The sequence below is a fragment of the Enterobacter asburiae genome (assembly GCF_024599655.1).
Taxonomy (GTDB): Bacteria; Pseudomonadota; Gammaproteobacteria; order Enterobacterales; family Enterobacteriaceae; genus Enterobacter; species Enterobacter asburiae_D.
In genome coordinates this window covers 1,259,065-1,273,917 of the sequence record NZ_CP102247.1, presented here as the reverse complement: position 1 = coordinate 1,273,917, position 14,853 = coordinate 1,259,065, and the positions used below count along the sequence as shown (strand labels likewise).

Below are 14,853 nucleotides of genomic sequence, written 5' to 3'. Positions count from 1 at the left end.
TCCTTAGCCCAATAGAGTGCGCAAGTGCGCCGCAACGCCGTCCTGCGTTACCGTTGTCTGCTCACCAGAGCGCAGGTCCTTCACTACCACTTCGCCGTTAGCCACTTCGGACTCGCCCAGCACCAGTGCGATACTTGCGCCCCACTTATCGGCACGAGCAAACTGTTTTTTGAAGTTGCCGCCGCCATGGTTGGTCATCAGCTTAACGCCCGGCAGCGCATCGCGCACGCGTTCGGCAAGCTGCATCGCCGCAGACTGCGTTTCCGCGCCTGAGGCCACCAGGTATATATCGACAACGGATTCTGCTTTAAATTCCGGATTAACTGCCTGAACCAGCAAAACAAGTCGCTCAAGGCCCATCGCGAAGCCAACAGCAGGCGCTGCGCGACCGCCAAGTTGCTCAACCAGACCGTCATAACGGCCGCCCGCGCACACGGTGCCCTGAGAGCCGAGGCTAGTGGTCACCCACTCAAACACGGTACGGTTGTAATAGTCCAGACCGCGCACCAGGCGCTGGTTCACGGTATAGGCGATACCTGCCGCTTCCAGCAGCTTGCAGAGGCCCGTGAAGTGTTCGCGAGATTCTTCATCGAGGTAGTCACCCAGCGCAGGCGCATCGTTCAGCAGTGCCTGAACATCCGCATTTTTGGAATCCAGAACGCGCAGCGGGTTACTGTACATGCGACGTTTGCAGTCTTCGTCCAGCTTCTCTTTATGCTGTTCCAGGAACGCTACCAGCGCATCGCGGTAGTTAGCGCGAGCTTCCAGAGAACCGATAGAGTTCAGCTCAAGGGAAACATGATCGGCGATACCGAGTGCGCGCCACCAGCGGGCGGTCAGCATAATCAGCTCAGCGTCGATGTCCGGGCCCTGCAGGCCAAAGACTTCCACACCCAGCTGATTGAACTGGCGATAACGCCCTTTCTGAGGACGTTCGTGGCGGAACATCGGGCCGATATACCACAGGCGCTGCTCCTGATTGTACAGAAGACCATGTTCGATGCCGGCGCGTACGCAGCCCGCCGTACCTTCCGGACGCAGGGTCAGGCTGTCGCCGTTGCGGTCCTCAAAGGTGTACATCTCTTTTTCAACCACGTCGGTGACTTCACCAATCGCGCGTTTGAATAACGGGGTCTGCTCTACAATCGGCAAACGGATTTCGCTGTAACCGTAGCTGCCGAGCACCTGCTTCAGCGTGCCTTCAATGCGCTGCCAGATGGCGGTTTCGCCAGGCAGATAATCGTTCATGCCGCGGATGGCTTGAATGTTTTTTGCCACGTTTATTCTCTTTCTATATACAAAAAAAACCCAAAGAATGGGTTCAATCATACATGGGAAGCGGCACGCTTCCCATCACGTTATTTTTCAACCTGCTGAACGCTGATACGCTGTGTTTCGTCCATCATGGCGGCTTTGGCGCGGATGCGGGCTTCAAGCTGGTCGATCATGTCGCTATTATCCAGACGATCTTTACGAACGCCATCTTCATAGAGACCACTTTTCTTGTTACCGCCGGTGACGCCCAGGGTTGACACCAGTGCTTCACCCGGACCGTTTACCACGCAGCCGATGATGGAGACGTCCATCGGGGTGATAATGTCTTCCAGACGTTGCTCAAGGGCATTCACCGTCCCGATCACATCAAACTCCTGACGTGAGCAGGTTGGGCAGGCAATGAAGTTGATCCCACGCGCGCGAATACGCAGCGACTTCAGGATATCGAAACCGACCTTGATCTCTTCGACCGGATCGGCCGCCAGCGAGACGCGCAGGGTGTCACCGATCCCTTCAGAGAGCAGCAGCCCCAGACCGATCGCGGATTTTACCGAGCCGCTGCGCAGGCCGCCCGCTTCGGTGATCCCGAGATGCAGAGGCTGATCGATCTGCTTTGCCAGCAGGCGGTAAGATTCTACGGCAAGGAACACGTCGGACGCTTTTACGCTGACTTTGAACTGATCGAAGTTAAGACGATCGAGATGATCGACATGACGCATCGCGGATTCGAGCAGCGCCTGCGGCGTTGGCTCGCCGTATTTTTCCTGCAGATCTTTTTCCAGAGAACCGGCGTTAACGCCGATACGGATAGGAATATTTTTATCGCGGGCGCAGTCCACTACCATGCGGATACGCTCTTCGTTACCGATGTTGCCCGGGTTAATACGCAGGCAATCGACGCCGTATTCGGCCACTTTCAGTGCGATGCGGTAGTCGAAGTGGATATCAGCCACCAGCGGAACGCTGACCTGCTGTTTGATCAGTTTGAACGCCTCAGCGGCATCCATCGTCGGGACGGAGACGCGAACAATGTCCGCGCCTACACGCTCTAATGCTTTGATTTGATTGACCGTTGCTTCCACATCGGTGGTGCGCGTGTTGGTCATCGACTGAACGGCGATAGGTGCCCCATCGCCGATTGGCACATTCCCAACGTAAATCCGTTTCGATTTTCTACGTTGAATCGGAGCCTGGTTATGCATGAAAAATCTCCCGCGTTGCCCGTCTGTTACTGTGCTGCTGATTGTTCGGCATTAACGGTAAGACGCGCAACCTGGTTAGTTCTGATAAAGCGGCTCAGGTCGACAGGTTTTCCTTGATACTGGATCTGTACCGCTGCCGGAGCGCCGATTTTAAGTTTATAGGGAGCCTGGCCGGTTAGGTTTAACGTGCCATCTTTACGCTGCAGGCCGCTGAACAGTTTTTTACCTGTCGCGTCAGTCACTTCCAGCCAGCAGTCGGCGCTGAAGTTCATCACCAGCGCGTTGGGATCGGCTGCGGTCGCCGTACCCGCCGGGCTGGTTGGCAGAGTCGCTGCGCTATTGTCTGCAGGCTGAGTAGCCGCAGGCGCGTTCGCCGCAGTATCAACATTCGCCTGAGAAGGGGCCACAACCGCGTTTTGATCCTGAGCCTGCGGCGCAGCGGTGTTAGCCGTTGCTGCCGGGGCCTGTACTGCACCGGTCGCCGACGCGTCTGGCGCTGCGGTCTGCGGTTCGCTGGAGGAAGCTGCACCGTCGGTATTCAGCGGCACGTTCTGGCCGTTCTCACTTCCGGCCTGGTTGAGTTCGGCGGAGGATTGATCGGCCATGGTGGTGATCTCTTCCTGCTGCGCCTTGTGGTTTTGCCACCACCATGCACCGGTCAGACCGATCACCACAAACAGCACCAGCCAGGTAAAGCTCATCAGCCAGCCATCACGTTTTTTACGACGTTTCCCCAGGGAGAAGGTCTGCATCGGCGCAACTTTTGCTGCACGGACCGGGGCCTGCTTCTCCATCATTGGCAGTAATTCGTTTTCGGGGATATGCACCAGTTTTGCGTAAGAGCGGATATAACCGCGCAGGAACGTTGAAGCCAGATCGGCGGGTGCCTTATCTTCTTCAATATCGCGAACCGTGGAAACCTTCAGGCACAAGCGTTCCGCAACGGCTTGCTGGCTGAGTCCGAGTTGTTCACGGGCGTTGCGAAGACGAACGCCAGTGGAGAGTGCTTCATGTTGGTCGTGAGTGGCTTCAGTATTCATTCGCTACAACTACTGGTACGTGAAAAATAAGGGTTCAGGTGCCGGCGAGTCACAATGCCACCCGCACCGCGAAACTTCTGGTCAGTTAACCTTGAACAGAGAGTATAAGACTGTCAGCCCGGAGATGACAGTACAGCCCTGCCCGTACGGCTAAACTGTTGTTACGTCGTTACATACTGCCCGAAAGTCGAATGAAACGCACCGTAATTATTGATCAGTCATCACGAATCTGACTGATTATTCAGTAAGGTTATGCTTCACGGCGCAGATAATGCGCCGCGAGTGCATAATAATCAAACAGCTTTAACCGCGATCGTCTCGCCCTGCATGCGTTTACGCAAAGTACGTTTGGTACGGTCAATAACATCCCCTGCCAGCTGTCCGCATGCTGCATCAATATCATCACCACGGGTTTTACGCACGATGGTGGTGAAACCATACTCCATCAGCACCTTGGAGAAACGGTCGATACGGCTGTTCGAGCTACGACCATACGGCGCGCCCGGGAACGGGTTCCATGGGATCAGGTTGATTTTGCATGGCGTATCTTTCAGCAGTTCAGCCAGCTGATGCGCATGTTCAGTACCGTCGTTGACGTGGTCAAGCATCACGTACTCGATGGTCACGCGACCCTGGTTGGCGTTGGATTTCTCCAGATAGCGACGCACCGCAGCGAGGAAGGTTTCGATATTGTACTTTTTGTTGATCGGCACAATTTCGTCACGAATTTCGTCGTTTGGTGCATGCAGGGAGATCGCCAGCGCAACGTCAATCATGTCGCCAAGCTTGTCCAGCGCAGGCACGACGCCTGAGGTAGACAGCGTAACGCGACGCTTGGACAGGCCAAAACCGAAGTCGTCCAGCATGATTTCCATCGCCGGAACGACGTTGGTCAGGTTCAGCAGCGGCTCACCCATCCCCATCATCACCACGTTGGTGATAGGCCGCGTACCGGTCACTTTTGCCGCGCCAACGATTTTCGCGGCACGCCAGACCTGGCCGATAATTTCTGACACGCGCAGGTTACGGTTAAAGCCTTGCTGCGCGGTTGAGCAGAATTTGCACTCCAGCGCACAGCCTACCTGAGAGGAGACGCACAGCGTGGCGCGGTCTTCTTCCGGGATATAGACGGTTTCAACACGCTGATCGCCGACCGCAATCGCCCATTTGATGGTGCCATCCGCAGAGCGCTGCTCTTCCACCACTTCTGGTGCGCGGATTTCAGCCACTTCTTTGAGCTTGTTGCGCAGGACCTTGTTGATGTCGGTCATGTCATCAAAGTTGTCGCTGCAGTAATGGTACATCCACTTCATGACCTGATCGGCACGAAACGGCTTTTCGCCCATCTCTTTAAAGAACTCGCGCATCTGCTGACGGTTCAGATCCAGCAGGTTGATTTTTCCATTTTTATTGGGAACCGCAGGAATGGCGACTTCGGAGGTATTCACTAGTTCAGACATAATATTTTCCGGCCTCGTTGTTACACGTTATGGCCCATGGAGGGTTGAATAGAAACGCCCCGGAAAGCAGTCTGCTCGTCCGGGGCGTTGCATTGTACAAAGTCTGGCGCAGGGATGCCACGTCTGGACGCGGCATTTACGAAAATAATGTGTAAACGAAACCGTTAAATTAACGGGTACGTGGACACACTTCGCCTTCTGCGAAGAAGAAAGCGATTTCGCGTGCAGCAGATTCAACAGAGTCAGAACCGTGGGTGCCGTTCTCGGTGAAGCTGTCCGCATAGTCAGCGCGCAGAGTACCCGCCAGCGCGTTGTCCGGGTTGGTTGCGCCCAGCAGATCGCGGTGACGCTGTACTGCGTTTTCGCCTTCCAGCACGGATACCACGATTGGACCGGAGGTCATGAACTCAACCAGGCCGTCAAAGAATGGGCGACCTTCATGCTCAGCGTAGAAGCCGCGAGCCTGCTCAACGGTCAGGTGCAGCATTTTGGTGCCAATAATTTTGAACCCTGCAGATTCAAAGCGAGCGAAGATACTGCCAATAACGTTTTTTGCCACCGCGTTTGGTTTGATGATGGAAAAAGTACGTTCAATAGCCATGATAACCTCTGTCAATGTTCTGTTGTTTTGCATACCTGAGTATGGTGTGGCGCGGATTATAATGAGCAATAGCGCCATTGCCTATGGATTCAGGTAACATTTTTTTAAAATAAGACGAGTTTTAGCAACAGCTCACATCTGAAAGCTGTTTTCAGATCACTGCAGCGTAAAATTCACCGTCGCGACCTGCCCGGTCTCATCCATAACGAGTAACTGATAATCGCCCGACTTATCAAGCTGTAATGTGTAAACTCTTCCTTTCACACTCAGCGGTTCACCGTTCAAAAACCACCAGCGCTCACCGCTGTTGCCTGTCGCCTGAAGCGGCAGCGAAACGCGGGATTCACCCGGGAGACGTTTGATAACGGCCCCTTCGCGCACGCCTGTCAGGATGAGTGGCGCAGGTGCGTCCTGCGACAGCGGAGGACAGGTTGTTGATGAAGGCGGGACCCGTACCGCGCGACGCTCGGTCGCAGGCAGCCACGGCTCCAGCGGCAGCGGCCAGACATCCAGAACTTTTTCCGTTGCATCAGGGCAATCAGCCGCCACACGCTTACCCGTTTTATCCACCCAGACCGGGAAGCGAATGCCGCGTATGCCTTCCTGTTCGGGCAAGAGCAGCGTGGGCGGTTCACTCCCTTCCAGCAGCCAGGTCGACAGGCGACGCCGACAGTTTTCACTCCCTTCCGGCAGAGACTGGCCGCCCGGCCAGCAGATCACGCCCCGCCCGACGCTCTCCGGACGCGGGTCGCGCGGCAGGCGGGCTTCGTCTACCGTTGAGCGTGACTGAAGCAGGTTATTCACCTGGTTTAATAGCGGAACCGCGCTGGCGAAGCCAAACTGCCCCGCCACCGGCGTGCCGTCCGGTCGTCCGGTCCAGATGCCAATCACGTAACGGGCATTCAGACCGATGGCCCAGGCATCGCGGTAGCCGTAGCTGGTGCCGGTTTTCCACGCCAGAGGCGCGATTTGCGGCAGCGCATTATCTGGAAGCGGCTGCGCCTCGTTCGCCAGAATACGGCGAATAATCCACGCCGAGCCTGACGATAACAGCGGACGTTCAGTCAGCGGATCGCCCGGCTGTAACCGCAGCCTCCCCGCCTTACCGTGTCGGGCAAAGGCGCTGTAGGCCGCGGCGATATCGGCCAGCCGCGCGCCTGCCCCGCCGAGGATCAGAGAAAGATTCGGCTGCGCCCCCGCGGGCAGGATCAGCGGCAAGCCCGCGTTGCTCAGCATCCCGGCAAACCGTTTTGGCCCGTAGGCTTCCAGTACCTGTACCGCGGGCAGGTTGAGGGAGCGCACCAGCGCTTCACTCATGCTGACCGGTCCGTGGAACCCGCTGTCAAAATTCCCGGGACGATAATCACCGGTTTTTCTGGGAACGTCCTGGAGCAGCGAGGCGGGATGGATCAGGCCATCGTCCAGCGCCATGCCGTAGATAAAGGGCTTTAACACCGATCCCGGGGATCGGATCGCGTTGACCATATCGACATGGCTGAAACGCGTGTCATCGTTGATATCCACCGATCCGACCCAGCCGCGCACTTTCATATCGGTGTGATCCACGACGATCATCGCCAGCGAACTGCGTGCAGGAAGTCGGGACTTCCAGTTCATCGCCAGCTCTTCCAGCTGCCGCTGTAGCCCGGCATCCAGCGTGGTGACTATTTTGGTGTCGCGGCTTTTGCCGAGCATCATGCGCGCAAAGAGCGGTGCCAGCTGCGGCATCTGTCGTGGCGCCAGCCATACCGATTCTTCCCGCGATTCTTTGACCTGCTTCGCGGACCAGACGCCCTGCGTGACCATGCGGTCGAGCACTTTATTGCGCGCCGCTTCGGCCCGTTCAGGCCAGCGGTCCGGACGTAAGCGGCTGGGTGCCTGCGGCAGTACCGCCAGCAGTGCCGCTTCGGAATAGCTGAGCTGAGACGGAGGTTTGCCGAGATAGGTCCAGCTTGCAGCTCCGACGCCCTGCAGCGTGCCGCCAAAGGGGGCACGGTTGAGATAGAGCGTCAGGATGTCGCGTTTAGAGAGGTGCCACTCCAGCTGCATCGCCCGCCAGAGCTGACGAACTTTGCCGCCAAAGGTACGCGGATGCGGGTCCAGCAGGCGTGCCACCTGCATGGTGAGCGTACTGCCGCCAGAGACGACTTTGCCAGAGCTGAGATCCTGCCAGGCGGCGCGCAGAACAGAGAGCGGGTTTACGCCAGGATGGTCCCAGAACCAGCGATCTTCGTACTGGATCAGGGCTTCAAGATAACGGGGAGAAACCTCTTCGATGGTAACCGGGTAGCGCCAGATCCCGTCGCTGTCCGCAAAGCGCCAGAGCGGCGTGCCCTTCTCGTCCACCACCACCCGGGCGGGGTTAACCTCTTTCAGAGGCAGCGGCCACAGGCGGTCGGCGGCAACGATCAGCCCCCATAAAATGAGAAGCGCTCCCGCCAGCCATAGCCAGCGGGAGCGTGTCAGACGTGCCATTCGCATATTACGGAACAACAATCAGCGGGCCGCTGGCCGCCCCCGTTGCCCGCCACTGCGGAACGTACATAGACTCCACCATCGGCACCGGCACCTGGTAGGTTCCCGGCGTCACGGCACGGGCCAGATAGACCAGCGTGACCGGCTGACCTTCGTTTACCGGCACGGCAGCCACAAAGCGGTCGTCGCGGAACTCCATATGCTGAATATCCGCCTGCTGCATCTGGCTGAGCAGGTTCTGTACCTCACTGCCGCTGTCCTGCAGGCTGGCGCTACTGCTCGCCAGGTTCTGGTTTTCCAGTTCCAGACCCGCAGGGAGGAAATCCACCACCAGCGCATCCGGCACGTTCTGGCTGGCTTTAACGTCCAGCCACACCAGCACCAGTTCGCCGCTCTTCAGGGAAGAGAGCGATTTACTGCTGCCGTCGGTTGCCAGGATATGACGTTCAACCTGCAGCACGTTCGAGCTCGGCTGAGGGGCATATTCCGGATAGCCGGTGCTGTCCAGGCGCACCCACAGCGGTGTCGTTCCGGTATTGGTGACCTGCAGCGCGCCAAGCTGGTCGCCGCTCACGTTTTGTACCAGTGACTTATCGCCGCCTGATGCGGTCTCAGACAGAGACGTTTTCGCCTGCCACGTTCCGGACAAGGTTTGCAGCGAACGTCCTGCCAGGAACAGCGCATTGCTCTCCTGCGTTGACAGCCAGCGCTGGCTGAAGGCCTCTTCAGACAGGGCATTCAGCAGCGTATTCTGCGCATCCGGCAGCAGCTTGTACTCCTCAAGAAGAGAGAGCATCAGCGCGTTATCGCGAAGCTGGCTGCCGTAATCGGCCATCCAGGTTTTGCTGTCGTTACGCGATGTTTTGAGCGCCAGATCCAGTGCCTGCTGGCTGCGCGGCGCATCGCCCATCAGTTTGAGCGCCATGCCCAGCTGCATCAGCGGCAGCCCGGAAGCCGCCTGCCCGTGGCGATCCCAGATTTCACGCAGCGCGCCCAGCGGTGCTTTCTGCTGACGCGCCAGCACCAGCGCGGCATAGGCCTGCACGGCGAACTTGCTGGCCTGAGTATCGTCACTGTAGCGAATGGACATCATGCCCGGATCCTGAAGATAGCGCAGCAGGCGGCTATTGGCGTTATTCACTGCATCGGCAGGTACGCTGTAACCCTGCTCGCCCGCGCGCACCAGGAAGTCGGTCACGTAGGCCGTCAGCCAGTACTCTTCCGGACCGTTTTTATCCCACAGCGCAAAACCACCGTCTTCACGCTGCATTTGCAGCAGACGGGAGATGCCAATATCAATCGCTGCGCGGCGCTTGTCATCGGAGTCGCCCTTGATGCCAAGTGCAGCAAGCTGCGCCGCGTTGGTATAGAGCGACGGGAACAGGCCACTGGTGGTCTGCTCCAGGCAGCCATACGGATACGCCTGCAGCTCGCGAATATAGCGCGCCAGGTTGAGCGGTGGTTTACCGCTCAGCAGCAGCTGTCCCTGCAGAGTGGCAGGAGAGAAACCGTTGCTGTGCTGCGCCGGTGCGGTCCAGGACTCGCCGGGGTTCAGCATGGCACCGGTATTCACCGTCTGCGCCGGGAACGCCGGACGCACGCCGATTTTCCAGCTCTTCTGCTGCGGTGCGAAAGTTTCGCCCGGAAGCTGCAGACCGGTCACCTGAGCGGTCACCTCACCGTCACCATAACCTTCCAGCGCACGCACCGGAATAAACAGGGTGCTGCGCGCGCCAGGAGACAGCTGAACAGGCTGCGGCTGCCCGCCTTCCAGCGACAGTTTGCCTGTCGCGGTCAGGGCGACGTTCAGCGTTTGCGGCTTGTCGGTCAGGTTGGTGATATCCAGCGTCAGCCGCGAGGTATCTCCGCTTGCCAGGAAGCGCGGCGTATTAAGCTCGGTAATGACCGGCGCGGCCACCACAACCTTGCTTTCACTGCTGCCGAAATCGTCTTCCGTCCAGGCCTGCGCCATCAGACGCAGCTCGCCGTTGAAGTCCCCAATCGGCAGCGTAATCATGCCTTCTCCGTTGGCATCCAGCGTTACCGGCTGTGCCTGCTGGGCAATAATGGTGACGTGGTTCACCGGCGGTTTGCCGCCGCGCTTCAGCTCATCACCGTCACCACCAAAGCGCAGCGCGGCCAGGCGGCCCTGCCCTTCAATGACCTGGCCGTAGATATCGTAGATATCCGCACCGTAGCGCTTCTGACCGAAGAAAGCCTGCCACGGATCGGGCGTAACGTAATCGGTGATGTTCAGCACGCCGCTGTCCACCGCCGAGACCAGCACGTTTACTTTCTGCGGCACCGCCCCCTCTTTCACGCTGGCTTTCACCTTCACCGAGAGCGTCTGGTTTGGACGCATCTTCTGCGGGTTATCGAGCGCAATATTCAGGCGGCGATTTTCGTCGCCCATCGGCAGATGCAGCAGGCCGACCGCGCGCTTCGGCGTGGCGGATTTGGATTTATCTCCAGGACGTACCACCAGCGTGCTCAGGTAGAGATCGTGACGTTTCCAGGCCTTGTTGACCGGGATAGCGAGATCGAGCCCGTTTGCCGGTACGTCGATCTCTTTCCACCACAGCGGCCCTTCGCTGGACTCGATTATCGCATAGCCCTTACCTGCTGCCGGCGCCGCAATGTGCAGGTTGATGGTATCGCCAGGCTGATAGGCTGGCTTATCCAGCTTCAGCGTCACGCGGTCTGGGCGCGCGGCCCCGGTGCCGTCGCTGTTATCCTGCCAGCTATAGCCCGCCCAGAAGCGCACGCTGCTGACCATCTCATCAGGCGCTTTAACCTCCAGACGATATGAGCCCCACTCCACCGGGAAGGTGACTTTACCCGTCTCGTCGGCCTTTAGGGTCAGCTCCTGCTCGCCTTCAACCAGGTCTTTCTGATCGAACTGAGACTGCCAGCCTTCGCTCTCGGACCAGTTCCAGAAGTAGTCACGCCGCTCGCGGATCAGGCGAACCTGCAAACCGGACACCGCTTTTTTCGCGCCGCTGGCATCGGCGTAAACGATATCGAAGCTGGCGTTGCCGTTCTCATCAACAATCGGCTGGTTGACGGTGGTATCGGTGCGGTAGTCGTAAACGGCTTTACTGGCGAACTGAGGGCGGATACCCGGCAGCTCAGCCGCAGGCCAGATGGCCTGCTCAGCGCGACGCGTCACCGGACGGCCGCCGGACTCCAGCAGGCTGGCCTGCAGGATCAGCTGCAGCGGAGAGTGCACTTCTTTCCACTGGCTTTCGGTAGAAACCTGCCCACGCCCCTGCTCATCAAGCGTAAGCTGCACTTCATCCAGACTGCGGCTCAGGTTCTCCTCAGCGATATCGCCAAACTGGAAGCCCGGCAGCGCAGCCACCGCGTCACGCAGCGGACGCAGGAAAAGCTGGCCCTGCAGAGAATTACCGTTGGCCGGTGCGCCATACAGGTAATAGCCCACCACGTTAAAGTCCACGTTATCCTGCGGTGAAACCGGCGATTTTTGTCCGCTCAGGTTGAGCGCCATACGCTCTGGCATGAAGTCTTCGACGTGGAAGTCCCACAGACGCTGCAGGTTATCGCCCGTGTTGGCGCGGATATGCCACATGCCGGTCTGCGCCCCGCTGTCCAGCGAATAGTTAAAGCGATAGAGTCCGTTCTCTGGCTTGACGACAATCGTACGCGCGACCTGTCCATCCGGACGCAGCACGTCAAGCTTCACAGGCTGATCCGGAAGTGGCTTACCGTCACTGTCGCGCAGGAGACCGTTGAGGATCACCGTTTCACCCGGGCGGTAGAGATCGCGTGGGCCAAACATAAAGAATTGCTTGCTGTAGCCCGGGCTCCCCGCGATATCAAACTCCGCCAGGTCGAGTGCCGGTAGCTTGAGGTCAAGCAGCGTGGTCTGGCCGTCTTTGCTGGCCAGGATCAGCGCGGCCTCTTTGTCGGTTTCAAGCTTCGCATGGCCGTCGGCATCGCTGTTTGCTTCGGCAAGCGTCTGGCCTTTGTCATTCAGCAGGGTGACGGTCACGCCGGACTGCGCCGCACCGTTTTCCAGGCTCTGGGTGAAGATGTCCAGGCGGTTATGATAACGGTGAGCGGACAGTCCAATATCGCTTAAGGTAAAGAGCGTCGCGGCGTTGCTGTAGTTGTAGTGCCCTGCCTGGTTCATGACCGCGATATAAACGCCAGACTGCTGGAGCGGTTTAATATCCTTCAGGGGCAACAGCAATTTTTCGCGCGTATTGCGCGCCGGATTAAGATCGAATCGACCGGTGTAAACCAGCTCCGCCATCTTCAGCAGGTTATCGGACTCCCAGTTGGTCAGCGAGTTACGGTACTCCCACTGGCTGACAAGGGAGGCCAGCGATTCAGGCTTCACGCGGTAAAAGTTGACATCAACATTGTTGACGTTGAGCGCCATCACCGGCAGACCTTCCACCACTTTGCCCGGCAGCAGCGAGCCGCGGCTGGCAAAACCAACGGTGGGTTCAATATCCCGGGTGGTCAGGGCCTTTTCATAATCAATGCCAAACGTCGCCTTGTTCAGCGCCTGCAGATCGCGTTCTACGGTGACGACCAGATTGCGGTTAGGCTCCAGATGGCGCAGGCGAAGCTCTTTCAGATTAGGCGCAAGTTCCCACGCCCCGTCAACCTTGCCGCTTTTCTTATCCACAACATGCACTGTTTTCGCGAAATCCTGATCGGGATTCAGCGGAACAGAAAAGGTCAGCACCAACGTGGCGGCACCGTCGAGCTGAACTTCAGAGGTATCCAGCAGCGTCAGCGCTTTTCCCTGACTTTGAGCGGCCAGCTTAGCCAGCGTTTCAGCATTGGGCTTTTCCGCGGCTTTCGGTGTTGATGCGGTGGATGCCGCGGGTGCCGCAGCCTGAGATTTATCGTCGCTGTTATCACAGCCGACAAGCGTAAACGTGGTAAGCAGCGCAAGAGAGAGCGCGGCTAAGCGAAACGGTTTCATCCTTTGTCCCTGGCCCATGGAGCCTGTTGGTCGTCGTCCGGATAAGTATTATCCGCAAGTTTCATTAATTCAAAAAGTCCAATTTTAGAATCTGGAAAGCGCCTCGCAGAATGACATCACGCCGCTACGCCGTGATGGAACCGCGATCACAGCACATAACGTCACATGTTACCTTTCACGTCATTTGTTTTTAAAACAAGAAGATAGCTGGATAAGCACGTCTGAAGACTGCTAGTTTTATGACCATGACGCACCCCGAGTGCGCGGTTCAAAAAGAGAGAAAGCCATGAAACGAGCCGTGAACGCCCTACAAAATTTCGGAAAATCATTGTACGGACCGGTACTTATCTTACCGATCGTCGGTCTGTTTATCGCCTTTGGTAACGTGCTGGGTAACGGTAATCTCGCTGAATACCTGCCGTTTCTTGGCCATCCCCTGATTCAGCATACTGGTCAGCTTATCGCGAAATCTGCCGTGTCGGTGCTGGTAAACCTGGCGCTGGTGTTTGCCGTCGGGATCCCGATTGGTCTGGCGACGCGTGATAAAGGTTATGCCGCGCTGATTGGTCTGGTGACCTTCGTGGTGTTTATCAACGCCATGAACGTCACGCTGCAGCTGCAGGGCGCGCTGGCGCCAGCTGCCCAGATGAAAGCGGCCGGACAAACCATGGTGCTGGGCGTGCAGGTGCTGGAGATGGGCGTTTTCGCCGGGATCCTCACCGGGGCGCTTTCCGGCTATCTGTACAACAAATACTCCGGCGTACAGTTTAACGGCGCGATGGCGATTTACTCCGGCCACTGTTTTGTCGCCATCGTCATGCTCCCCGTCTCCATGCTGCTCGGCGTGGTGATGAGTGAACTGTGGCCGTTTGCCCAGCACGGCATTAGCGCCCTGGCGCTGGCCATCAAAGGCTCCGGGCCGTTTGGCGTGGCAATCTACGGTTTCCTGGAACGTATTCTGGTCCCCACCGGCCTGCACCATCTGGTTTATACGCCGTTCCTTTATACCGAGCTGGGCGGCACGCAGGAGGTGTGCGGGGCAACCTATCAGGGCGCGCGCAATATCTACTTCGCCGAGATGGCCTGCCCGGACGTGAAGCAGCTCAGCAGCACTGTAGTGTGGGACGCGCGCGGCATCAGCAAGATGTTCGGCCTGCCTGCCGCCGCGCTGGCGATGTATATGACCGCAAAGCCGGAGCGTAAAGCCATTGCGAAAGCCATTCTGATCCCGGCGGCGCTGACCTCGCTGCTGGTCGGCGTGACCGAGCCGATTGAGTTCTCCTTCCTGTTCGTCGCCCCGTTGCTCTTCGTGGTGCACGCGGTGCTGACCGGCATCGGCATGATGCTGTTCTCGCTGCTGGGCGTTCACGCCATCGGCGCCAACGGGATTATCGACTTCATTCTCTACAACCTGCCGCTCGGCACGGAGAAGTCCAACTGGCCGATGTACATCGTGGTCGGGCTGATCATGTTTGCCCTCTACTTCGTGGTGTTCCGCTTCCTGATCCTGCGCTTCAACATGAAGACGCCAGGCCGTGAGGATGACGATAAGGAGACGCGCCTCTACAGCAAGCAGGAGTACCAGGCCAAAGGCAATAACGACGGGCTGGGCGAATCCATCGTGGTGGGGCTGGGCGGCCGGGAAAACATTGAAGTGGTGGATAACTGCTACACCCGCTTACGCGTCACGGTGAAGGACGTCGACATCATCGACGAGCCGCGCCTGAAGGCGACCGGCGCGAAAGGGATTATCAAACAAGGTAACAACGTTCAGGTGGTCTACGGGCTGCACGTCAAAAAAATGCGAGAAGCCGTTGAGACGTTTCTCTGAAAGGAGCTA

8 protein-coding genes are annotated in these 14,853 nt (G+C 58.0%); 1 reads left to right on the top strand and 7 read right to left on the bottom strand.

The window, feature by feature from the left end; translation table 11 throughout:
- Positions 1 to 3: 3 nt before the first annotated feature.
- The 7 genes from hisS to NQ230_RS06130 form a co-directional block, all read right to left on the bottom strand.
- Positions 4 to 1,278: a histidine--tRNA ligase gene (gene hisS, locus NQ230_RS06160; protein WP_257260441.1), complete on the bottom strand. Its 1,275-nt coding sequence runs from the start codon at positions 1,276 to 1,278 to the stop codon at positions 4 to 6.
- Positions 1,279 to 1,358: 80 nt separating this feature from the next.
- Positions 1,359 to 2,477, bottom strand: a complete 1,119-nt coding sequence (gene ispG, locus NQ230_RS06155) for a flavodoxin-dependent (E)-4-hydroxy-3-methylbut-2-enyl-diphosphate synthase (RefSeq protein ID WP_023308814.1) — start codon at positions 2,475 to 2,477, stop codon at positions 1,359 to 1,361.
- A gap of 26 nt (positions 2,478 to 2,503) precedes the next feature.
- Positions 2,504 to 3,517 carry a cytoskeleton protein RodZ gene (gene rodZ / locus NQ230_RS06150; RefSeq protein WP_213822818.1) on the bottom strand — a complete coding sequence of 338 codons (1,014 nt, stop codon included), beginning with the start codon at positions 3,515 to 3,517 and terminating at the stop codon, positions 2,504 to 2,506.
- Positions 3,518 to 3,810: 293 nt separating this feature from the next.
- Positions 3,811 to 4,977, bottom strand: coding sequence for a dual-specificity RNA methyltransferase RlmN (gene rlmN / locus NQ230_RS06145; RefSeq protein ID WP_014171168.1), 1,167 nt, complete (start codon positions 4,975 to 4,977; stop codon positions 3,811 to 3,813).
- A gap of 169 nt (positions 4,978 to 5,146) precedes the next feature.
- Positions 5,147 to 5,578, bottom strand: coding sequence for a nucleoside-diphosphate kinase (gene ndk, locus NQ230_RS06140; RefSeq protein WP_257260440.1), 432 nt, complete (start codon positions 5,576 to 5,578; stop codon positions 5,147 to 5,149).
- A gap of 156 nt (positions 5,579 to 5,734) precedes the next feature.
- A complete protein-coding gene (gene pbpC, locus NQ230_RS06135; protein WP_257260439.1) occupies positions 5,735 to 8,059 on the bottom strand; it encodes a peptidoglycan glycosyltransferase PbpC in 2,325 nt (774 codons plus the stop codon).
- A 1-nt stretch (position 8,060) separates the two neighbouring features.
- Positions 8,061 to 13,013, bottom strand: a complete 4,953-nt coding sequence (locus NQ230_RS06130) for an alpha-2-macroglobulin family protein (protein WP_257260437.1) — start codon at positions 13,011 to 13,013, stop codon at positions 8,061 to 8,063.
- A gap of 286 nt (positions 13,014 to 13,299) precedes the next feature.
- Here NQ230_RS06130 and NQ230_RS06125 point away from each other — a divergent pair, with 286 nt between their 5' ends.
- Positions 13,300 to 14,844 (top strand): PTS transporter subunit EIIC, encoded by a 1,545-nt coding sequence (locus NQ230_RS06125; protein WP_159514692.1) that lies wholly within the window; start codon positions 13,300 to 13,302, stop codon positions 14,842 to 14,844.
- Positions 14,845 to 14,853: the final 9 nt, after the last annotated feature.